The sequence below is a fragment of the Streptomyces sp. NBC_01013 genome, assembly GCF_045162765.1.
GTDB lineage: Bacteria > Actinomycetota > Actinomycetes > Streptomycetales > Streptomycetaceae > Streptomyces.
In genome coordinates, this window is sequence record NZ_CP108687.1 from 5,712,545 (window position 1) to 5,734,542 (window position 21,998).

21 protein-coding genes and 1 pseudogene are annotated in these 21,998 nt (G+C 71.3%); 17 read left to right on the top strand and 5 right to left on the bottom strand.

Annotation, left to right across the window (positions count from 1 at the left end):
* Positions 1-13: 13 nt before the first annotated feature.
* Complete coding sequence (locus OG538_RS24790) at positions 14-922, top strand: ribonuclease Z (protein WP_406097078.1); 909 nt, start codon at positions 14-16, stop codon at positions 920-922.
* A 36-nt stretch (positions 923-958) separates the two neighbouring features.
* Complete coding sequence (locus OG538_RS24795) at positions 959-1,951, top strand: adenosine deaminase (RefSeq protein WP_406097080.1); 993 nt, start codon at positions 959-961, stop codon at positions 1,949-1,951.
* On the opposite strand, the gene OG538_RS24800 is transcribed toward OG538_RS24795, so the two are convergent.
* Positions 1,915-3,270 (bottom strand): MFS transporter, encoded by a 1,356-nt coding sequence (locus OG538_RS24800; RefSeq protein WP_406097082.1) that lies wholly within the window; start codon positions 3,268-3,270, stop codon positions 1,915-1,917. The genes OG538_RS24795 and OG538_RS24800 overlap by 37 nt on opposite strands.
* Positions 3,271-3,626: 356 nt before the next feature.
* On the opposite strand from OG538_RS24800, the gene OG538_RS24805 reads away from it, so the two are divergent.
* The 5 genes from OG538_RS24805 to OG538_RS24825 all read left to right on the top strand — a co-directional run bounded on the left by OG538_RS24805 (position 3,627) and on the right by OG538_RS24825 (position 8,070).
* Entirely contained in the window at positions 3,627-4,736 is a 1,110-nt protein-coding gene (locus tag OG538_RS24805; protein ID WP_406097084.1) for a carbohydrate kinase family protein, read from the top strand.
* Positions 4,737-4,868: 132 nt separating this feature from the next.
* Positions 4,869-5,918: a PhoH family protein gene (locus OG538_RS24810; RefSeq protein WP_406097086.1), complete on the top strand. Its 1,050-nt coding sequence runs from the start codon at positions 4,869-4,871 to the stop codon at positions 5,916-5,918.
* Between the two features lie 9 nt (positions 5,919-5,927).
* Positions 5,928-6,425 (top strand): rRNA maturation RNase YbeY, encoded by a 498-nt coding sequence (gene ybeY, locus OG538_RS24815; protein WP_148018624.1) that lies wholly within the window; start codon positions 5,928-5,930, stop codon positions 6,423-6,425.
* On the top strand, positions 6,422-7,720 hold the full coding sequence (locus OG538_RS24820) for a hemolysin family protein (protein WP_406097088.1): 1,299 nt from the start codon (positions 6,422-6,424) through the stop codon (positions 7,718-7,720). The genes ybeY and OG538_RS24820 overlap by 4 nt, the downstream gene beginning before the upstream one ends.
* A complete protein-coding gene (locus tag OG538_RS24825; RefSeq protein ID WP_406097090.1) occupies positions 7,717-8,070 on the top strand; it encodes an MmcQ/YjbR family DNA-binding protein in 354 nt (117 codons plus the stop codon). The genes OG538_RS24820 and OG538_RS24825 overlap by 4 nt, the downstream gene beginning before the upstream one ends.
* A gap of 10 nt (positions 8,071-8,080) precedes the next feature.
* Here the strand turns inward: OG538_RS24825 and OG538_RS24830 are convergent, their stop codons facing one another.
* Positions 8,081-8,728, bottom strand: a complete 648-nt coding sequence (locus OG538_RS24830) for a dihydrofolate reductase family protein (RefSeq protein ID WP_406097092.1) — start codon at positions 8,726-8,728, stop codon at positions 8,081-8,083.
* A gap of 57 nt (positions 8,729-8,785) precedes the next feature.
* On the opposite strand from OG538_RS24830, the gene OG538_RS24835 reads away from it, so the two are divergent.
* Positions 8,786-9,319: a winged helix-turn-helix transcriptional regulator gene (locus tag OG538_RS24835; RefSeq protein WP_406097094.1), complete on the top strand. Its 534-nt coding sequence runs from the start codon at positions 8,786-8,788 to the stop codon at positions 9,317-9,319.
* 48 nt (positions 9,320-9,367) lie between these two features.
* Here OG538_RS24835 and OG538_RS24840 read toward each other — a convergent pair.
* A pseudogene (locus tag OG538_RS24840) lies at positions 9,368-10,189 on the bottom strand (MFS transporter); the annotation flags it as partial.
* 28 nt (positions 10,190-10,217) lie between these two features.
* On the opposite strand from OG538_RS24840, the gene OG538_RS24845 reads away from it, so the two are divergent.
* The 5 genes from OG538_RS24845 to era all read left to right on the top strand — a co-directional run bounded on the left by OG538_RS24845 (position 10,218) and on the right by era (position 14,447).
* A complete protein-coding gene (locus OG538_RS24845) occupies positions 10,218-10,367 on the top strand; it encodes a hypothetical protein (protein WP_406097096.1) in 150 nt (49 codons plus the stop codon).
* Between the two features lie 54 nt (positions 10,368-10,421).
* Complete coding sequence (locus OG538_RS24850) at positions 10,422-10,775, top strand: cytidine deaminase (protein ID WP_406097098.1); 354 nt, start codon at positions 10,422-10,424, stop codon at positions 10,773-10,775.
* Positions 10,776-10,990: 215 nt separating this feature from the next.
* Positions 10,991-12,373 carry a beta-xylosidase gene (locus OG538_RS24855; RefSeq protein ID WP_406097100.1) on the top strand — a complete coding sequence of 461 codons (1,383 nt, stop codon included), beginning with the start codon at positions 10,991-10,993 and terminating at the stop codon, positions 12,371-12,373.
* Positions 12,374-12,456: 83 nt separating this feature from the next.
* A complete protein-coding gene (locus tag OG538_RS24860; protein ID WP_406097102.1) occupies positions 12,457-13,410 on the top strand; it encodes a WxL protein peptidoglycan domain-containing protein in 954 nt (317 codons plus the stop codon).
* Positions 13,411-13,472: 62 nt separating this feature from the next.
* Entirely contained in the window at positions 13,473-14,447 is a 975-nt protein-coding gene (gene era, locus OG538_RS24865) for a GTPase Era (protein ID WP_359132669.1), read from the top strand.
* Between the two features lie 26 nt (positions 14,448-14,473).
* On the opposite strand, the gene OG538_RS24870 is transcribed toward era, so the two are convergent.
* Positions 14,474-14,740 carry a protealysin inhibitor emfourin gene (locus tag OG538_RS24870; protein WP_406097104.1) on the bottom strand — a complete coding sequence of 89 codons (267 nt, stop codon included), beginning with the start codon at positions 14,738-14,740 and terminating at the stop codon, positions 14,474-14,476.
* A gap of 43 nt (positions 14,741-14,783) precedes the next feature.
* On the bottom strand, positions 14,784-15,860 hold the full coding sequence (locus tag OG538_RS24875) for a M4 family metallopeptidase (RefSeq protein WP_406097106.1): 1,077 nt from the start codon (positions 15,858-15,860) through the stop codon (positions 14,784-14,786).
* 294 nt (positions 15,861-16,154) lie between these two features.
* On the opposite strand from OG538_RS24875, the gene leuA reads away from it, so the two are divergent.
* The 4 genes from leuA (at position 16,155) to OG538_RS24895 (ending at position 21,935) form a co-directional block, all read left to right on the top strand.
* Positions 16,155-17,942, top strand: a complete 1,788-nt coding sequence (gene leuA, locus OG538_RS24880; RefSeq protein ID WP_406097108.1) for a 2-isopropylmalate synthase — start codon at positions 16,155-16,157, stop codon at positions 17,940-17,942.
* Between the two features lie 173 nt (positions 17,943-18,115).
* Complete coding sequence (locus OG538_RS24885) at positions 18,116-18,829, top strand: TerB family tellurite resistance protein (RefSeq protein ID WP_406097110.1); 714 nt, start codon at positions 18,116-18,118, stop codon at positions 18,827-18,829.
* Positions 18,830-18,911: 82 nt separating this feature from the next.
* Positions 18,912-19,664, top strand: a complete 753-nt coding sequence (locus OG538_RS24890) for a hypothetical protein (protein WP_406097112.1) — start codon at positions 18,912-18,914, stop codon at positions 19,662-19,664.
* 228 nt (positions 19,665-19,892) lie between these two features.
* A complete protein-coding gene (locus tag OG538_RS24895; RefSeq protein WP_406097114.1) occupies positions 19,893-21,935 on the top strand; it encodes an MMPL family transporter in 2,043 nt (680 codons plus the stop codon).
* Positions 21,936-21,998 lie beyond the last annotated feature (63 nt).

Genomic DNA, 21,998 nt, shown 5'->3' on the forward strand with positions numbered 1-21,998 from the left:
AGCAGCCGCACCCATGTCGCCACGTGAACTCGTCGTCCTCGGCACCGCCAGCCAGGTCCCGACCCGCCACCGCAACCACAACGGCTACCTGCTGCGCTGGGACGGCGAGGGCATCCTCTTCGACCCCGGCGAGGGCACCCAGCGCCAGATGCTGCGGGCCGGCGTCGCCGCGCACGACATCAACCGGATCTGCGTCACGCACTTCCACGGCGACCACTCGCTCGGTCTCGCCGGGGTGATCCAGCGGATCAACCTCGACCAGGTCCCGCACCCCGTCACCGCGCACTACCCCCTGAGCGGACAGCACTTCTTCGACCGGCTCCGGTACGCCACCGCCTATCGCGAGTCCGTCGAGCTGACCGAGGCTCCGGTCGCCGCCGACGGGCCGCTGGCCACCACGAGCACGTACACCCTCAGCAGCCACAAGCTCTCGCACCCCGTCGAGTCGTACGGCTACCGGCTGGTCGAGCCCGACGGGCGGCGCATGCTGCCCGCGAAGCTCGCCGAGCACGGCATCGCCGGCCCGGACGTCGGCCGGATACAGCGCGAGGGCGCCCTCGGCGGCGTCTCGCTCGACGACGTCTCCGAGCGCAGGCGCGGTCAGCGGTTCGCGTTCATCATGGACACGAGACTGTGTGACGGCGTGTACGCGCTCGCGGAGGGCTGCGACATGCTGGTCATCGAGTCGACCTTCCTCGACGAGGACGGACGACTGGCCACCGACCACGGTCATCTGACCGCCGGACAGGCGGCCCGGGTCGCGCGGGACGCGGGGGTACGGCACCTCGTGCTCACGCACTTCTCCCAGCGCTACCCCGACCCGGAAGCCTTCGGGAACCAGGCCCGGGCGGCCGGGTTCGAGGGCGAACTGACGGTCGCCCAGGACCTGTCGCGGGTCCCGGTCCCGACGCGTCACCCGTAACACCTGACAGCACCACCATGCGTAAGTGAGAATCCCGTGCACCTCCCCAAAGCAGAACTCCACCTCCACATCGAAGGAACCCTCGAACCCGAGCTGGCCTTCGCGCTCGCCGCACGCAACGGTGTGCCGCTGCCCTACGCGGACACCGAGGAACTGCGCACCGCCTACCTCTTCGACGACCTGCAGAGCTTCCTCAACCTGTACTACGCGCTGATGGCGGTGCTGCGGACCGAGGAGGACTTCGCCGAACTCGCCGACGCCTACCTCACCCGCGCCGCCGGCCAGGGCGTGCGCCACGCGGAGATCTTCTTCGACCCGCAGGCGCACACCGCCCGCGGCGTCCCCATCGGCACCGTGATCGAGGGACTCGGCCGGGCACTGGAGCACAGCGAGGAGAAGCACGGCATCTCCACCCAGCTGATCATGTGCTTCCTGCGCGACGAGTCCGCCGAATCGGCACTGGAGACGCTGGAGGCCGCGAAGCCCTACCTGCACCGGATCAGCGCCGTCGGCCTGGACTCCGCCGAGGTGGGCCACCCGCCGGCCAAGTTCCGTGAGGTGTACGCGGCAGCCGACGCGCTCGGACTGCGCAAGGTCGCCCACGCGGGCGAGGAGGGGCCGCCCGCGTACATCACCGAGGCGCTCGACGTACTCGGCGCGGAACGCATCGACCACGGGCTGCGCTGCATGGAGGACCCGGAGCTCGTGAAGCGGCTGGTCGCCGACCGGGTGCCGCTCACTCTCTGCCCGCTGTCCAACGTACGGCTGCGCGCCATCGACACCCTGGAGGAGCACCCGCTGCGGGCCATGATGGACGCCGGGCTGCTCTGCACCGTGAACTCCGACGACCCCGCCTACTTCGGCGGGTACGTCGGGGACACCTTCCACGCCGTCCACGAGGCGCTCGGTCTGGAGCGCGAGCAGCTGCGCACCCTGGCCCGCAACTCCTTCGAGGCGGCCTTCCTCGACCACGACGAGGAGCGCAGGGCGCGCTACCTGTCGGAGGTCGAGGCGTACGCGTTCGACTGACCGGCGCCCGACGGGCCGGCCGTCCGGAAGGCACTCCTGACCAGGCGCCGGCGGCGCAGCGAGGGCAGGCTGATCTCCGTGACGGCCTGCTCGGGCGCGCCCAGCTTCGGCACGGCCCCGGGTACCGCGCCGGTGGTGACGGCGAGCAGGGCTGCCGGAGCGCCGCCCCTGCGGCGCACCGAACCCGGCACCAGCGGACGGCCACCGGTGTGCAGGGCCACCGCTGTCACCGGCACCGCGACCAGCAGCGTCACGGCGCCCAGGATCAGCCCCATCACCGGGAAGCCGGCCCCCTCCGACAGCACACTGCCGAGGACCGGACCGCAGGCCACACCGACCGACGAGGCGGAGCCCGCCAGGACGGCCCAGCGCCCGCGCACGTCCAGGGACGCGGCCAGGCCGATCAGATACGACAGGACCACCGGGTAGACGGTGTTCCACAGGATCTCGCCGGTCGCGAACGAGCCGAGGCTCCCGGCCGAGGAGCTGAGTACGATGCTCGCCGCGATGATCATGGTGCCCAGGCCGATCGGCACCGCCCGCCCGAGCCTGGCCCCGAGTACCCCGGCTCCCATCACGCCGAGCAGACCGGCACCCAGCGCGGCGGCGAACACCGCGCCGATGGTGACCTCGGAGAGGCCGACCTGGTCCACGCCGATACGGCTGCTGACGCCCCACAGCGCGTTCTGCGCCATGGACCAGACGAGCATGCCGCCCGCCAGCACCAGGCCCGAACGGCGGTGCGGCAGCCGTCCCGACGCCGGGACAGCGGGGCCGGCCGGGGCCGGGCTGCCGAGCCGGGAGGTGGCCGGCCAGACCAGCAGCGCGACCAGTGCGATCGACGCGAACGGCAACCGGTGCCCGCCGCCCAGATGCGGGATCGTCAGATACAGGGCGCCCGCGGTCGCGGAGACGCTCAGCAGTCCGAGGGACGACGTCCGGTGCGGATCACGCTGGGCGGCGATGCCGGCCGCGGCCACCGCGGTCGCCGTACCGGAACCGAAGCCGCCGGCCATCGCGCCCAGGACCACCAGCGGCACGGAACCCGCGAGCGCGGCGCAGCCGTACCCCAGCACGGCCAGCAGCAACCCGAGCCGCGCCGGTCTCTGCGGCCCGTACGTCTCGACGCGGCCCGCCAGGCAGAAGCCGGCCGAGGCCGAACTCAGCAGCAGGGCGCTGCCGACCAGACCGGCCTGGGCCGTGGTGAGCCCCAGATAGACGGAGAGCCGTCCCACGATGGTGGGGAGGAGATAGGCGGCGAGGTAACCGGCGGTGAACACGGCAACCAGAGGCCACGCGGCGCGAGGGCGCGAGGACATGGGCGTTCCTGAAGACATGCCAGAGGAGGCGAGAAGGCAGAGGGGGGCAATGCGAGAACTGCGAAGAATGAGAAACTGCGAGAAGCGCTGAAATGCGGGGAGTCGGCACACTCGTCGGTCAGATCCCCAACGGTGGTCGCGGGCCAATTTGTATCAAGTGCTCCCGGCCGACCGAAAGCCGACTCGATGTGATCTGGGTCACTTATGCGTTTGCCGTGTTTCTATGCGGGTAGCAGCCCATGTTTATGCAGGTCAGCCTCTGCATACGCGGAGCCGCCTCAACCCGGCGCGGACCCGGCGCACACGGACGGGAATCGGGCACACTGGCCGGAACCGCCACGACCGGGGAGTGCAAGGTGAGCACCGACATTCCAGCCATCGACCCACTGGACGGGCTGCGCGCACCGCAGGACCCCGACTGCGACGTCTTCCTCACCGGCACGGTCTTCCTCGACATCATCTTCACCGGCCTGGACAGCGCCCCCGTACGCGGTACCGAGTCCTGGGCCCGCGGCATGGGATCCAGCCCCGGCGGCGTCGCCAACATGGCCACCGCGCTGGCCCGTCTCGGCCTCCACACCTCGCTCGCCGCGGCGTTCGGCGACGACCACTACGGCGAGTACTGCTGGGACGCCCTCGAACAGGGCGAGGGCATCGACCTGTCCCTGTCGCACACCGTCCGCGGCTGGCACTCCCCGGTGACCGTCTCGATGGCGTACGAGGGCGAGCGGACGATGGTCTCGCACGGCCACGAGGCCCCGCCCCCGCCCGCGTTCGCTCCTCCCGGCGCCCCCGCGGCCTCCCCCCGGTGCCCGCCCCGGGCCCGGGCCGCGATCGCCTCGCTCGCCCCCGGCCGCAGCGAAGCCTGGGTCGCCACGGCTGCCCGCAGGGGCGCCCTGGTCTTCGCCGACGTCGGCTGGGACCAGACCGGCCGCTGGGACCTGAACGGTCTGAGCGACCTGGAGCACTGCCAGGCCTTCCTCCCCAACGCCGAGGAGGCCATGCGGTACACCCGCACCGACTGCCCGCGGGCCGCCGCACACGCCCTGGCCGAGCGGGTCCCGCTCGCCGTCGTCACCCTCGGGGCAGAGGGCGCGTACGCGGTCGACGCGGCGACCGGGACCACCGCCGAGGTCCCCGCCATCGCGGTCGAGGCACTGGACCCGACCGGCGCGGGCGACGTCTTCGTCGCCGGCTTCGTCACCGGCACCCTCGCCAACTGGCCGCTCGCCGACCGCCTGGCCTTCGCGGGCCTCACCGCGGCCCTCTCGGTCCAGGAGTTCGGCGGCTCGCTCTCGGCCCCCGGCTGGGCGGAGATCGCCGCCTGGTGGCAGCGGATCCGTACCGTCAACGGCCAGGACCCGGCCGCGCTCCAGCGGTACGCCTTCCTCCAGGACCTGCTCCCGGCGGCCACGCGCCCCTGGCCGCTGCGCCGGGCCGTCCCCACGATCGGCTTCCGCCCGTAACCCTGCGTCCTCCTTTCCCCCGCGAAAACCTCTCGGCGTTGTCAGTACGGAGTCGTAGGCTGGGAACACCTGAGGTTTTCGAGCAGCGAGAACCCTGCAACGGGAGGTATGTGCAGGCCCGAGGGCCGGCCCATGACTCAGACACCCACACAGCCGCAGGCGCGTGCCCACATCAGCATCCCGGCCGCACACCCCATGGTGATGCTCCTGGGAGCGGGCGACTCGCTGCTGCGCGTGATCGAAGCGGCGTTCCCGGCGGCCGACATCCACGTCCGGGGCAATGACATAAGCGCGACGGGCGAAGCGGCGGACATCGCCCTGATCCAGCGCCTGTTCGACGAGATGGTGCTGGTGCTCCGCACCGGTCAGCCGATGACGGAGGACGCTGTGGAACGGTCGATCGCGATGCTCAAGGCCAGCGAGAACGGCCAGGCGGACGGGACCGAGACCCCGGCCGAGGTGCTCACCCAGAACATCCTCTCCAGTCGCGGCCGCACGATCCGTCCCAAGACGCTCAACCAGAAGCGGTACGTCGACGCGATCGACAAGCACACGATCGTCTTCGGCATCGGCCCCGCCGGTACCGGCAAGACGTACCTCGCCATGGCGAAGGCGGTTCAGGCCCTGCAGTCCAAGCAGGTCAGCCGGATCATCCTGACCCGCCCGGCGGTCGAGGCCGGCGAGCGGCTCGGCTTCCTGCCCGGCACGCTCTTCGACAAGATCGACCCGTACCTGCGCCCGCTCTACGACGCCCTGCACGACATGCTCGACCCGGACTCGATCCCGCGGCTGATGGCGGCCGGCACGATCGAGGTGGCACCCCTGGCGTACATGAGGGGCCGCACCCTCAATGACGCCTTCATCATCCTGGACGAGGCGCAGAACACCAGTGCCGAGCAGATGAAGATGTTCCTGACGCGGCTCGGCTTCGACTCCAAGATCGTCGTCACGGGTGACGTCACCCAGGTCGACCTGCCGAACGGCACCAAGAGCGGTCTGCGTCAGGTGCAGGACATCCTCGAAGGCATCGATGACGTGCACTTCTCCCGGCTGACGTCCCAGGATGTCGTCCGGCACAAGCTGGTCGGCCGTATCGTCGACGCGTACGAGAAGTACGACAGCCAGGGTGACCAGGACGGCCAGGCCGGAAACGGCCGGGGCCGACGCAACGGGAAGCAGTAGCAGCGCACCATGTCGATCGACGTCAACAACGAGTCCGGAACCGAGGTCGACGAGCAGGCGATCCTCGACATCGCCCGCTACGCGCTCGCGCGGATGAGGATCCACCCGCTCTCCGAGCTCTCGGTGATCGTGGTGGACACCGCCGCCATGGAACAGCTCCACATCCAGTGGATGGACCTGCCGGGCCCGACGGACGTCATGTCCTTCCCGATGGACGAGCTGCGTCCGCCGGCCAAGGACGACGAGGAGCCCCCGCAGGGGCTCCTCGGTGACATCGTGCTCTGCCCCGAGGTCGCCAAGAAGCAGGGCGAGGACGCCGAGACGCAGCACTCCATGGACGAGGAGCTCCAGCTCCTCACCGTCCACGGGGTGCTGCACCTGCTCGGCTACGACCACGAGGAGCCCGACGAGAAGGCCGAGATGTTCGGCCTCCAGGCGGCCATCGTGGACGGCTGGCGCGGCGAGCACGGGCTCACCGGTCCGTCCCCCGCACCCACCGTCTCGTGAGCCTGCCTCTCGTCTTCGGGGTCGTCCTGCTGGTCGTCGTCGGCTGGCTCGCGGCCTGCGCCGAGGCCGGCATCGCGCGGACGTCGAGCTTCCGGGCCGCCGAGGCGGTCCGCTCGGGGCGGCGCGGCAGCGACAAGCTGGAACAGGTCGCGGCCGATCCGACGCGTTATCTCAACGTGGCCCTGCTGGTGCGGGTCGCCTGCGAGATGGCGGCCGGGGTGCTCGTCACGTACGCCTGCCTGAAGGAGTTCCCGGAGACCTGGGAGGCGCTGGCCGTCGCCATGGGCGTGATGGTCCTCGTCTCGTACGTCGCCATCGGTGTCTCGCCGCGCACCATCGGCCGCCAGCACCCGCTGAACACGGCCACCGCGGCGGCGTACGTGCTGCTCCCGCTCGCCAGGATCATGGGGCCGATCCCGCAGCTGCTGATCCTCATCGGCAACGCGCTGACGCCGGGCAAGGGGTTCCGCAAGGGGCCGTTCGCCAGTGAGGCCGAGCTGCGGGCGATGGTCGACCTCGCGGAACAGGAGTCGCTGATCGAGGACGAGGAGCGCCGGATGGTGCACTCCGTCTTCGAGCTCGGCGACACGCTCGTGCGCGAGGTCATGGTGCCGCGCACCGACCTGGTCTGCATCGAGCGCTACAAGACGATCCGGCAGGCGCTGACCCTGGCGCTGCGGTCCGGTTTCTCGCGCATCCCCGTCACCGGGGAGAACGAGGACGACATCGTCGGGATCGTCTACCTCAAGGACCTGGTCCGCAAGACGCACATCAACCGGGACTCCGAGGCCGATCTGGTGTCCACGGCGATGCGTCCGGCGGCGTTCGTGCCCGACACGAAGAACGCCGGTGACCTGCTGCGGGAGATGCAGCAGGACCGCAGCCACGTCGCCGTCGTCATCGACGAGTACGGCGGCACGGCGGGCATCGTCACCATCGAGGACATCCTGGAGGAGATCGTCGGGGAGATCACCGACGAGTACGACCGCGAGCTCCCGCCGGTCGAGCCGCTGGTCGACGGCTGCTTCCGGGTGACCGCCCGGCTGGACATCGGAGACCTCGGCGAGCTGTTCGGCCTCGACGAGTACGACGACGAGGACGTGGAGACCGTCGGCGGGCTGCTCGCGAAGGCGCTGGGGCGGGTGCCGATCGCGGGTGCCTCGTCCGAGGTCGAGCTTCCCGACGGGCGCCGGCTGCGGCTGACGGCGGAGTCGCCCGCGGGCCGGCGGAACAAGATCGTCACGGTGCTGGTGGAGCCGTTGGCTCCCGAGGAGGAGGAGGAGGCGACGGCATGACACCACAGCAGCTGAGGGCGTTCTGCCTGGCGTTCAACGCGAGCGTGGAGGAGTTCCCGTTCGGGCCGGAGACGTCCGTCTTCAAGGTGCTCGGCAAGATGTTCGCGCTGAGCACGCTGGATGCGCGGCCGCTGACGGTGAACCTCAAGTGCGACCCCGACGACGCGGTGCGGCTCCGGGAGGAGTACGAAGCCGTGGCGCCGGGGTGGCACATGAACAAGCGGCACTGGAACACCGTGACGGTGTCCGGTCTGCCGGATGCGAAGCTGCGCGAGCTGATCGAGGACAGCTACGACCTCGTGGTGGCGAAGCTGCCGCGGGCGGAGCGGCTGCGGCTCGACCGGGCGTAGGCCGGGAACGTCACTTCCGCCAGAGCAGGTGGTGCACCACGTCGCTGCTCGGGCTCGGGACCTTCTCCAGGTGAAAACGGTCGGTCAGCGCCTCGGGGCTCTCCCACAGCCGTTCGCCCGCGCCGATGTCGAGCGGCGAGACGGCGACGTGGAGCGAGTCGATGAGGTCGGCTTCGAGGAACTCCCGGACCGTGGCGACACCGCCACCGATGCGGACGTCCTTGCCCTCGGCGGCCTCGAAGGCGCGGGCGAGCGCGTCCTTCGGGGACGCGTCGAGGAAGTGGAACGTGGTCTCCCCGAGCGTGATCGACGGGCGTTCGTGGTGGGTGAGGACGAACACCGGGGTGTGGAACGGGGGCTCCTCGCCCCACCAGCCCTCCCAGTCGTGGTTCTCCCACGGGCCGCGCTGCGGGCCGAACTTGTTGCGCCCCATGATCTCGGCGCCGATGTTGTTGGAGAAGTCGCGGGTGAAGTAGTCGTCCAGCCCGAGGGTGCCTCCGGGGTCGGTCCGGTTGGGCCAGTGGGCAGTGGCACCGGCCCAGGAGATGAGCCGGCCGGGGTCGACGTTGCCGAACGGGCGGTCGAGCGTCTGCCCCTCCCCGGCGCCGTAGCCGTCGCGGGACACACAGAAGTTCTGGACGCGGACCAGCTGTTTCATCGGAGCCCTCTCTGGTTGCAAACTGCAATCGGTTCGTAAGCTATCTAGACTGCTCCCATGTTGCAACCAGTTCCGGTCGGAAAGCTGCCCGTGTCGCCGGGCCGGTCAGGCTGCCCGATCAACATGACGGTCGAGCTCCTCGGGGACCGCTGGAGCCTGATCGTGCTGCGCGACATCATGTTCGGCGGCCTCACCCACTTCCGTGAGCTGCTCAACGCGTCCATGGAGGGCATCGCGTCCAACATCCTGGCCAACCGGCTGGCGAAACTCGTCGAGGCGGGGCTGCTCACCCGTGACGACGACCCGAGCCACCGCCAGAAGGTCGCATACCACCTCACCGAGGCGGCCGTTCAGCTCGTCCCGGTGATGGCCCAGCTCGGAGCCTGGGGCGCCCGCTGGCTGGACACGGCGCCGGAGCTCACGGTGCGGGCCGAGCTCCTTGCCGCCGGCGGCCCCCCGATGTGGGAGCGGTTCATGGCCGAGCTCCGCGCCACCCACCTGACCGGGGCACCGGCCCGCACGGACGGCGTACTGGCGGAACTGACGGCCGCCTACGAGGAAGCGGTCGCCCGGGAGACCCGCACCCGCTGAGCCCGCCGTAGCCCGCACCCCTCGGCCCCGCCGCAGCCCCGCGCACCTTCAGGCCCGCCGCAGCCCCGCGCCCACCACGCCCGCGGCGACGACCAGCAGCCCCGCGGCCACCGCGACCACGGTCCGTACGCCGTCGAACAGCGAGCCCTGGGTCGTCGCCAGCACGCCGAGCAGCGGGATCCCGATCGTGAGCCCGACCTGCTGGGTCGTGGTGACCAGGCCGGTCGCCAGGCCCTGCTCCTCGTTCTGCACCCCCGAGGTGACAGTGACGCCGTACCCGATGATCGCGCCGAGGTGGCACATGCTGGCCAGCGAGACCGCGGCCGTGGCCAGCCAGACGCCCGAACCCGTACCGAGGCCCAGCAGGGCCGCGATGAACAGGCCCTGGCCCAAGAGGGAGGCGGCCAGGGTCTGCCGGGCGCCGAACCGGCCGATGACCTTCGGGGCGTACGCACCCGCCGCCACGGAGGCGACGCCCTGCGCCCCGAAGACCAGCCCGGTCCCGAAGGCGGACAGGCCCAGGACCTCCTGCAGGTACAGGGTCAGGACGAAGACGATGGTGCTCATCATCGAGAAGGTGACCAGCCCGCCCAGATTGCCGAAGGCCACCGTGCGCCGGCGGAGCATCGGCAGCGAGACCAGAGGGGCGGACGCGCGCGACTCGACGACCACGAAGGCGGCGAGCAGGACGAGTCCGGCGGCCAGCGAGGCCTGCACGTCCACGCGGCCGAAGCCGTGCTCGGCCGCCGTGGAGAGGGCGTAGATCAGCGCGAGGAGCCCGCCGGTGACGGTCACGGCACCCGGTACGTCCAGCCGCGGCCGGTCGGGCGTACGGGACTCGGTGAGGAGCGCGGGCGCCGCGGCGAGCACGTCGCATCCGGCCGTGGGCGCACTGGTCATGGAAGCGACCCAGCTGCGCATCCCGGCGCGTCCGGATCTCGCGGTCGTGGTGCACCACCCGTGGCCGGGCACCGGCACCGAGGAGAAGCTGCGGTGGCTGGCCTCGCCGGAGGGCCGGCGGGGCTCGATGCGCCAGGTACGGACCTGAGCGGCCGGGGCGCCCGCGTGCCGCGCCCGTCGCCGCACTTCGTATGCTCGGCACATGACCGATAGCACCGACCTCGGCGCCGAGGACCGCAAGATCGTCACGCTGGCGCGCAGCGCCCGCGCCCGCAACGGTGTGCCGGAGGGCGCGGCCGTGCGGGACGAGACCGGACGTACGTACGTGGCGGGCACCGTGGAGCTGGAGTCGCTGCGGCTCAGCGCGCTGCGGACGGCCGTCGCGATGGCCGTGGCCAGTGGGGCCACGTCCCTGGAGGCGGCCGCGGTCGTCTCCGAGGCGCTGACCCCGTCCGACGAGGACCGGGCCGCGGTACGGGACCTGGGCGGTGCCGACACGCCCGTGCTGCTCGCGGGGCCCGACGGGGTGCTGCGGCTCACCGTGACGGCGGGCTGAACCTCTGCGGGACCGCCGTCGTGCGCAAGAACGCCCCGCGTCCCACCGGCGCGGGGCGTTCGCGCAGGATGTGCGGGAATCGCGGATCCTGACATCATCTGATGGCCCATCAGTCGGCGCCTTTCGATGCCATTGACTTCTTTTGGGCCGGAGTCATCAATGGCCCCCTGCCGGCGCGGAAGAGCCGCGCGCCGGATCCCGCAGGAGGGGGCTCCATGCGTTCAGCCACACGAAGATCCGACAGTCGAAGATCTTGTCGCCGGGACCGTCCGGTGCGCGGCCGCCGCTGGGCAGCGGCCCTGGGCGTCGGTGCGCTCGTCATCACCGGGGGAGGGCTGCTCGCCGGACCCGCGCAGGCCGCCGCGACGGCCTCGGTCGCGGTGGACTTCCCGACCCACTGCATCCCGCCCGCCATCGCCGGCATCCCGCCGATCGACGGGACGACGTCGGCCGAGATCGCCGTCGACAACGCAGCCCCGAAGGTCGGCGACACGGTCACGGTGACGTACACCGTCGTCAAGCCGGCCGCGAGCAACCCCGTCGACCTGGCGCTGCCCGCCGACATCATGACGCCGACCGGCAAGGTCACCGTGGGCGGTGCGCAGTCCGCCGACGTCACGGTGGCGGGCCCGAAGAAGAACGAACCGGTGCCCGGCAAGGGCGACTTCCCCTCGTTCTCCATGACGGGCACCTTCACCGTCACCGCGCCCGGTGAGATCACTCTCTCGCCCGGCGACTACAACATCCACACCAGCTACATCATGGAGCTGGACACGCCGTGCACGGTCACCGATCCGCCCGCCCCCGTCTCCCTGACGATCATCGCCACAGACGGCGGCGGCCAGGTCAACGAACGCGCCATCCAGCTCGGCACGGCCTCCGGGGCGGCCGGTGACCAGGTCGCCGTGACCGGGTCGAAGTTCACCGCGGGCGCGTCAGTCACACTCGCCGGCCGGGCCGGGGACGCACCGACCGGCGACACCGCGACGGTCACGGCGGACGACGCGGGCACCTTCACCGGACAGCTCACCGTCAACGATCCGGCCACCACCGGCATCGTCGCCTACGAGGGTGCCGACTGGGACGCCACCAAGGGTGCGGGCCCGCAGGCCTACACCGTCACCGGAGGCGGCGGCGAGATCCCGGACGGCAGCCAGAAGCTGACCTCCTCCGTCAAGCCGGGAATGCTCACCATGGCCCAGACCGGGGACTCCGTCGCCCTGTCGGCGGTCGACTTCGGGCAGGGCGGCGCCTCCACCGGCGCCCTGCGGACCGTGACGGTGCAGGACTTCCGCGGCGGCCCCGCGGGCTGGTCCCTGACCGGCAAGGTCACCGACTTCTCGGGCCCGGGAGGGGCGACGATCGGCGCGTCCGCGCTCGGCTGGAGCCCGGCCTGCGCGACGAAGCCCGGCAGCCCGAGCACCTGCGCGGCCGGGTCCGAAGGAACGGTCGGCAGCGCGGGGGCCACCCTGGCGTCCACGCCGGACGGCGCGTTCACCGGCGGCGAGTTCACCGTCGACGCCCAGCTGTCGCTGGACGTACCGGCGTTCACCGCCCCCGGCGCGTACACCGGAGTGCTCACGCTCACACTCACGTGAGCGAGCGCCACTGATCAGCCGGTGGGCCGGGCGCGCACCCGGCCGGCCCACCCCGCCCGAGCGTGCACCTGGGAGCCCGCACCGTGCGCAGACCCTCCGTACCCCTGACGGCCCTGCTGGCCGGAGCCCTGCTCCTGCTCGGCGCGCCCGCCGCCGGCGCCGCCGACAACGGCAGCTGGTCGGTCTTCCCCGCGACCGCCGACGCGGGCACGCGGCCGTACTTCTACCTCTCCGCCGACCCCGGCGCCACCCTCACCGACAAGGTCACCGTCACCAACAAGACCGGTGAACCGCTGACCTTCCGGCTGTACGCCGCCGACGCGTACAACACCGCACGCGACGGCGGATTCGCGGTCCGGGCACAGAACGAGAAGCAGCGCTCCGTCGGAGCCTGGGCGAAGGCCGACCGCGACCGGGTCACCGTGAAACCGCACGGCTCGGTCACCGTGCCCGTCACCATCAAGGTGCCCGAGGGCGCCGAACCGGGCGACCACCCCGGGGCGCTCGTCGCCCTCGACGAACGCATCGACCCGGCCGACGCGGGCGCCGTCGCCGTCGGCATCCAGAAAGCGGTCGGCGCCCGGATCTATCTCCGGGTCAACGGCCCGACGATGCCGGCGCTCTCCGTCGAGGACGTGACGGTCGAGCACACCCAGCCGCTGGTCCCCGGCACCGGCACCTCCCGGGCCGTCATCTCGTACACCCTCCGCAACCGCGGCAACGTCACCCTGAGCCCCAAGGTCGCCCTCAAGGCCGAGGGCCTCTTCGGCCGCACCCTGCTCGCCCGCGACCTCAAGCGCATCCCGTCCGAGCTGCTGCCCCGCCAGGAGGTCCGGCTCACCGAGGAGTGGGCGGGCGCGCCGCAGGTGGAGTGGGGCGAGATCAAGCTGACCGCGAGCGCCCGCGACACCCGAGAGTCCGCCTCCGTGTCGTACTTCGCACTGCCCTGGCTGGTCGCCGGGGTACTCCTCGCGGCGCTCGCCGGGGGAGCGGCGCTGTGGATCCGGTCACGCCGCGGCCGTCGCCGCACGGCCTGAGAAGCGGGTCAGGTGGCCGCGGCGACCTCCTTGGTGCCCCGCGGCCGCCGGGATCGGGGACAATGGGCGCCATGAGCGCTCGACCTAACCCAGAAGCTGCTGCGCAGCAGGCTGAGAACACCGCCCCCCACCGGGCCGGTTTCGCCTGCTTCGTGGGCCGTCCCAACGCGGGCAAGTCCACCCTTACGAACGCTCTGGTCGGCCAGAAGGTGGCGATCACGTCCAACCGGCCCCAGACGACCCGGCACACCGTGCGCGGCATCGTGCACCGGCCGGACGCACAGCTGATCCTGGTCGACACCCCCGGCCTCCACAAGCCGCGCACCCTGCTGGGCGAGCGTCTCAACGACGTCGTACGCACCACCTGGGCCGAGGTCGACGTCATCGGCTTCTGCCTGCCCGCCGACCAGAAGCTCGGCCCCGGCGACAAGTACATCGTCAAGGAACTCGCGGGCATCAAGAAGACGCCCAAGATCGCGATCATCACCAAGTCCGACCTGGTCGAGTCCAAGCAGCTCGCCGAACAGCTGCTGGCCGTCTCGCGCCTCGGCGAGGAGCTCGGCTTCGAATGGGCCGAGATCATTCCGGTCTCGGCGGTCAAGGACGACCAGGTCGGCCTGCTGGCCGACCTGATCGCCCCGCTGCTGCCCCAGAGCCCGCCGCTCTATCCGGAGGGTGATCTCACCGACGAGCCCGAGATGGTGATGGTCGCGGAGCTCATCCGGGAGGCCGCGCTCGAAGGCGTACGGGACGAGCTGCCCCACTCCATCGCGGTCGTCGTCGAGGAGATGCTGCCGCGCGAGGACCGTCCGGCGGACAAGCCGCTGCTCGACATCCACGCCAACGTCTACATCGAGCGGCCCAGCCAGAAGGGGATCATCATCGGCCCCAAGGGCAAGCGGCTGAAGGAAGTCGGCACGAAGTCGCGCAAGCACATCGAGGCTCTGCTGGGCACGCCGGTCTTCCTGGACCTGCACGTCAAGGTCGCCAAGGACTGGCAGCGCGACCCGAAGCAGTTGCGGAAGCTCGGGTTCTGACCCCCCTCAGCGGTACGCCCGCGGTCTCACGCGCCCTCCTTCAGGACGCGTGAGACCAGGGCGCGCTGGGCGTCGGTCAGCCGCGGGTCCGCGCAGTGCACGGACCGGTCGCCGACCGTGATCCGGTAGCTGAAGCCGTCCGGAACACCCGGCGGCGGAGAGTCCCCGCCGTCGGTGAGCGCCGATTCGGCCAGGGCCTCCCACTCGTGGGCGTCGGCCCGTCCCGAGGTGTCGATCTCGCGGTGGCGCGCGATGCCGGCGAAGCCGCCGGTCCTGCTCACCTGGATCCGCATGCGGTGTCCCTCCTCGACGGGCCTGTCCTTCGGATCGGGCCGGTTACGCGGTCGGCACGCCCACCTCCGACCAGGCCTTGAGGACCGCCTCCACCTCGTCGCCCTCGCCGAAGCGGCTGCGGGCCGCCGCCACGGTCAGCCGGGCGAAGGACGCGAAGTCCGCGTCCACCGCCAGTTCACCACCCGTGAGCACATCGAACCAGAGCTGGCCCGCCCGCTCCCAGGAACTGCCGCCGAGCGCGGTGGCCAGCAGGTAGAACGCGCGGTTGGGGATGCCGGAGTTGAGGTGCACCCCGCCGTTGTCCTCGCCCGTGTGGATGTAGTCGTCCATCGAGGCGGGCTGGGGGTCCTTGCCGAGCACGTCGTCGTCGTACGCGGTGCCGGGCGCCTTCATCGATCGCAGCGCCACGCCCTGCACGCGGGGCGCCAGCAGGCCCGCGCCGATCAGCCAGTCCGCCTGCCCGGCGGTCTGCCCCAGGGAGTACTGCTTGACCAGGGAGCCGAACACGTCCGACACCGACTCGTTGAGCGCGCCGGACTGGCCGTAGTAGTTCAGGTTGGCGGTGTACTGGGTCAGTCCGTGCGCCAGCTCGTGCGCGATCACGTCGATGGCGACGGTGAAGTCCAGGAAGATCTCCCCGTCCCCGTCGCCGAAGACCATCTGCTCGCCGTCGAAGAAGGCGTTGTTGTACTTCTCGTCGTAGTGCACGGACCCGATCAGCGGCAGCCCGTTGCCGTCGATCGAACGCCGGCCGTAGGCGCTGAGCAGCAGTTCGAAGGTGGCGCCGAGTCCTGCGTACGCGCGGTTGACGCTGGCGTCGGACGTGGGGTCCTCGCCCTCGGAGCGGACCTTCGTGCCCGGCAGGTCCGTGCCGTGGCGGCAGTCGTAGAGCGTGCGGTCGGGTTTGCCGGACCGGTCCCCCTCCGGCGCGGGGGCGACCGTGGTCCGGACGACGGTGGTCACCTGACGGCGGGTGCGCCGGGCGGCGTCGGCCTCCAGGGTGCGGCGGGCCGGGCCTGCCAGGACGGGGTCGTCGGACTGGGACAGCTTGTCGAGGACGTGGGGCGGCACGATGGTGCAGAAGACAGGACGGAGTTCGTGCTGAGATCGAGGCTGCATACACCCAACTGTGGCAGTGCGTGATCGCCATGTCACCGGTTGCGACGAGGATTGATGAAATAGAGTGATCCCTCACTGTTCACCCGTTACCGGCACCCGGTCCCGCATACTGATACGGCACCGACGTCTCGGGCGTCCCTCGGTTAGTCTCTTCGCATCATGCGTTTCGGGCTGCTTCTTCTTAGCTGCCGCGGCGAGGGCCTGTAGTCGTAGGCCGACCCCCTCCCCGCGGAGTCTGGTGTTGCAGCAACACAGTCGGCCGTCCCCTTGCCGGACCCCGAGGAGCCCTACGCCATGACCGAAGTGAACCCCGCGCAGACCCCCGCCGCCAACGCCGTGGGCCGTCCCACGCCGATCACCAACGCCACGGGCCTGCAGAAGCCGTCCGGGATGCCGGTCCACAAGTACGGCCGGTACGAGGCCGTCGAGATCCCCGACCGCACCTGGCCGGACCAGCGGATCACCGTCGCGCCCCGCTGGCTCTCCACGGACCTGCGTGACGGCAACCAGGCCCTGATCGACCCGATGTCACCGGCCCGCAAGCGCGAGATGTTCGACCTGCTGGTGCGCATGGGTTACAAGGAGATCGAGGTCGGCTTCCCGTCCTCGGGCGAGACCGACTTCGCGTTCGTCCGCTCCATCATCGAAGAGGGTGCGATCCCCGAGGACGTGACGATCTCCGTCCTGACGCAGGCCCGCGAGGAACTGATCGAGCGGACGGTCGAGTCGCTGCGCGGCGCCCACCGTGCCACCGTGCACCTGTACAACGCGACCGCCCCCACCTTCCGCCGCGTGGTCTTCCGCGGCTCCAAGGAGCAGGTCAAGCAGATCGCCGTGGACGGCACCCGGCTGGTGATGGAGTACGCCGAGAAGATCCTGGGCGAGGAGACGATCTTCGGCTACCAGTACAGCCCCGAGATCTTCACCGACACCGAGCTGGACTTCGCCCTGGAGGTCTGCGAGGCGGTGTGTGACGTGTGGCAGCCCGAGGAGGGCCGCGAGATCATTCTCAACCTGCCCGCCACCGTGGAGCGTTCGACGCCCTCCACGCACGCGGACCGGTTCGAGTGGATGTCGCGCAACCTGTCGCGCCGCGAGTTCGTCTGCCTGTCCGTCCACCCGCACAACGACCGCGGCACCGCCGTCGCCGCCGCCGAACTGGCCCTGATGGCGGGCGCGGACCGGATCGAGGGCTGCCTGTTCGGCCAGGGCGAGCGCACCGGCAACGTCGACCTGGTGACGCTGGGCATGAACCTGTTCTCGCAGGGCGTGGACCCGCAGATCGACTTCTCGCAGATCGACGAGATCCGCCGCACCAGTGAGTACTGCAACCAGATGGAGGTCCACCCGCGCCACCCCTACGCGGGTGACCTGGTCTACACCGCCTTCTCCGGCTCCCACCAGGACGCCATCAAGAAGGGCTTCGACGCCATGGAGGCCGACGCGGCCGCCCGGGGCAGGACCGTGGACGACATCGAGTGGGCGGTCCCGTACCTGCCGATCGACCCGAAGGACGTGGGCCGCTCCTACGAGGCCGTCATCCGGGTCAACTCGCAGTCCGGCAAGGGCGGAATCGCGTACGTCCTGAAGAACGACCACAAGCTGGATCTGCCGCGCCGGATGCAGATCGAGTTCTCCCGGATCATTCAGGCCAAGACCGACGCCGAGGGCGGCGAGGTCACCCCGAAGCAGATCTGGACCACGTTCCAGGACGAGTACCTGCCCAACCCCGAGAACGCCTGGGGGCGCGTACAGATCCGCTCCGGCCAGACCACGACCGGTTCGGACGGTCAGGACACGATCACCGTCGAGGCGAACGTGGACGGCGCGGACACCGTGCTCACCGGCACCGGCAACGGCCCGATCTCCGCGTTCTTCGCAGCGCTGCAGGCCATCGGCATCGACGCGCGGCTGCTGGACTACAGCGAGCACACGATGAGCGAGGGTGCGAGCGCGCAGGCCGCCTCGTACATCGAGTGCGCCATCGACGGAAAGGTCCTGTGGGGCATCGGCATCGACCCCAACACCACGCGGGCCTCCCTGAAGGCGGTCGTCTCCGCGGTCAACCGCGCCACCCGCTGACCCGGGCGCCCGAAAGGGCATGAAGTCGTACGGTCCGTGACCCCGTCCACCCGCACCCGGGGGGCGGGGTTCGGCCATCTCCGGACGGTCGGGGCGGTCGGGGTGCTGACGCCGCTTCACGGATGTGGTTAACATCACGTCCAATGCGGCAATGTTGCCGGAGCATTACGGAGGTGTGCGACGTGCGGTCAAGCCTGGGACGAAGCGCCACAAAGCTGCGTATCTGCGGCATCCGCACGCTGTGGGACGCCGTCGGTGACGGCGAGTTCTTCTGCCCCGGCTGCGGGGGCGACCGCAACTACCGCCGCCTGACCGGGCGCCGCCGCTTCGCGGTCCTCGGGGTGCCGCTGCTGCGGCGCGGCACCGTGGGCCCGGTCGTCGAATGCGCCGCCTGCCACGCCCACTTCGACACCGAGGCGCTCGACCACCCCACCACCACGCGGTTCTCCGCGATGCTCAGGGACGCCGTCCACACCGTGACCCTCGGAGTCCTCGCGGCGGGCGGCAGCACCTCCCCTACCGTCCTGGGGACGGCCGTCGAGACCGTGCGCGACGCCGGCTTCGACGACTGCACACAGGACCAGCTCGCCACCGTCGTCGAGATCCTCGCCGCCGACATCGGCCACGGCTCCGCGTTCGACCCCGCGGCCGAGGCCTGCGGCGCGGCCCTCGCCATCGAGCTCCACGAGGCGCTGGAGCCCCTCGCCCCGCATCTGGCGCCCGCGGGCCGCGAATCGATTCTGCTCCAGGGCGCCAGGATCGCCCTCGCCGACGGTCCGTACAGTCCGGCCGAGCGCGAGGTGCTGACCACGATCGGCGGCGCGCTGCGGCTGCGCGGCGAGGACACCGCCCGGCTGCTCGCGGCAGCGGCGCGCACGCCCTCCTGACGCCCCGGGCCGAGCAAGGGCCCGGTAGCGTGGCTCTCTTCGGGTGGTGAAGGCCTCCGGAGTCCCGATTGCGAGCTCCACGATGAGCGCCGAAGAATCCCGCGCACACCAGCGCCTCGATGCCGCGCTGGACCGCCTGGCCCTCACTTTCGCCGGCATGACAGCCCGCCCCGACGAGTACAACTGCGTGTGCCATTGGGGCGATGCCGAGGAACTCGCCCGGCTCAAGGTGGCGGACACGGAGCTGGACCCCGACCTGCTGCGGCGCACCTGGCAGGCCTGCGACTGGAGCGACCACCCCTCCGTGCTGCGCAGGGTCCTGCCCCAGTTCGCCCGGTCCCTCGTCGCCGGTTCCGCCGATCCCTGGTACGCGGAAGCGGGGCGGTCGTTCGCCCGGGGCCGGTGGCGGCAGTGGCCCGCCGAGCAGGCCGGCGCGGTCCGGGAGTTCCTGCACGCCTGGTGGGCCCGCACTCTCGTCGATCCCCGCCCCGTGGTGCCCGTCCCCGACGTCCTGGCCCTGGCCACCGAGGCGTCCGGTGACGTCGTCCCGTGGCTCAGCGTCTGGGAGACGCTGACAGGGGCAACAGCCGACGGACACCTCGCCGCACTGGTCGAACGGTGGGAATGGGAACTCATCGGCGACCAACTGCCGTGGAGCGCCTGGGACAACGAGGAGGAGATACGCACCGGGCTGTGCTCCTGGCTGGTCCGCAACGCGCCCGCCCGCCTCCGCGCCCACGGCGCACCGGCGGAACTGCTCAACCGGATACGGCTGCTGGGCCTCGACGGCGCCGCCCGCTGGGAGGACCCCGGCTGGGACGGCCGGCCCTGCTGACCCACGGGGCCCGTCGTCGTCTCGCCGCCGCCCCTACTCCCGCGGGAGTATCCGGGCCCTCGTGCCCTCCGCGGCAGTAGCGGGGAAGTCGGCCCTCGGTGCGACGAACCGCCCCCGGCGCGACGGGAGTCTGGACATGACCGGACACCCGTACCGAAGAGGGGGCCTCCCATGAGGGCCGCAGCACAGGACAGTGGAGAGCGGACGCGACCACGGAGCAGGTGGCGCATGCTGCCCTGGGCGATCGTCGCGCTCTGGGTCGCCGTGATCGCGATCGCGGGCCCGCTCGCCGGCAAGCTCGGGGACGTACAGGTCAACCGGGCCGTCGACTACCTGCCGGCGAGCGCCGACTCCACCCAGGTGGCGAAGATCCAGGACACGCTGCCCGGCGGCGAGTCGACCGACCTCGTCCTCGTCTACCACCGCGACGGCGGACTGACCGCCGCCGACCGGGCCGCCGCGGCCCGGCAGACCGCCGAGGTCGCGGGCGCCCACACCCTCACCGCAGCGCCGCGAGCCGTGCCCTCCCAGGACGGCACGACCCTCATGTACCCGGTCTCCACCACTGAACCCGGCCAGGACGACGAGGCGCGGACCGCGTTCGTCGACGACGTGCGCGACACCGTGCGGGGCGACGGCGGACTGAGCGTCGAGGTCGGTGGCCCCGGAGCTCTGAACGCCGACGCGCAGAAGGTCTACGGCTCGCTCGGCGGGCCGCTCCTCTACACGACCGTGGCGGTCGTCGCCATCCTGCTGATCCTCATCTACCGCAGCCCGTTGCTGTGGCTGGTGCCGCTCGTCGTCGCGGGCGTCGCCGACGCCCTGTCGATGGCGGTCGTCTACGGCCTCAACCGGGGCTTCGACGTCACCGTCACCGGACAGAGCTCCGCGGTGATGACCATCCTCGTCTTCGGCGCCGGTACGGACTACGCCCTGCTGCTCGTCTCCCGCTACCGCGAGGAGCTGACCCGCGTCGCCCGGCCGCACGAGGCGATGGCGGCGGCGCTGCGCGGCTGCGGCCCCGCCGTCGTCGCGTCCTCCGCCACCGTCGCGGCGGGTCTCCTGTGCCTTCTGGCCGCCGATCTCACCAGCAGCCGGGGTATGGGGCCCATCGCCGCCGTGGGCGTGCTGTGCGCGCTCCTGGCGATGCTGACGCTGCTCCCTGCCGTCCTGGTGCTCCTGGGCCGCAGGGTGTTCTGGCCCCTCGTGCCCGTGTACGGCGCCGAGCCGGGGAAGCGCCGCTCGCTCTTCGCCGCCATGGGCGGCTCCGCGGGACGCCGCCCCGTCGCCGTGCTCGTCGTCGGCGGTGTGCTGCTGGGTGCCCTGTCGCTCGGCGCCTTCAACCTGCCCGGAGACCTCAAGCAGGAGGACTCCTTCATCAGCAAGCCGGACTCGATCGCGGCCATGGCGACCCTCGCCGACGCCTACCCCGGCCGTTCCACCCAGCCGATCACCGTGATCACCCCCACGGACCGGGCCGCCGCCGCACTGGCGAAGGCCCGTACGACCGCGGGCGTCGCCTCCGCCGAACGCGGCCGCAGCGGCGGCGGCTGGACCGAACTGTCCGTCGTCGCCAAGGACCGGCCGGAATCCGCGGGGGAGCGGGACACCATCCACGCCCTGCGCGACGGGCTGGAAGGCAGCCACGTGGGTGGGCCCGGCGCCCAGCAGATGGACCTGGAGACCGCCAGCTCCCGGGACCTGGGGATCGTCGTCCCGCTCGTCCTGCTCTCCGTCCTGCTGATCCTGATCGTCCTGCTGCGCAGCCTCGTCGCCCCGCTGCTGCTCGTCGCCGCGGTCGTCGCGGTCTGGGGCGCCGCGCTCGGCATCGGCGGACTGCTCTTCGAGCCGGTCCTCGGGCTCAAGGGCACCGACCCCGGACTGCCGCTGCTCACCTTCGTCTTCCTGGTGGCCCTCGGCGTCGACTACGGCATCTTCCTGATGCACCGCGTCCGCGAGGAGGCCCGGCGGGGGGCCGAACCCACCGAAGCAGCCCTCACCGCCCTGCGCACCACCGGCGGAGTGATCGCCTCGGCCGGACTCGTGCTGGCCGCCACCTTCGCCGTCCTGACGAACATGCCCCTGACGGGCCTGGTCGAGATGGGCTTCGTCATCGCCGTCGGCGTCCTGCTCGACACCTTCCTCGTCCGCACCTACCTGGTGACCTCGGCGAGTGTGGCGCTGCAACGGAGGATGTGGTGGCCCGGCGCGCTCAGCCGCACCCCCGCCGTACCCGCCCCGCACGAACACGAACTCGTAGGGACGCCCTGACAGTGCCACGCCCCGTACCGGAGGATGGCGGCGTGTCCACCACCGCAGGCCGCCGCGAGCGCA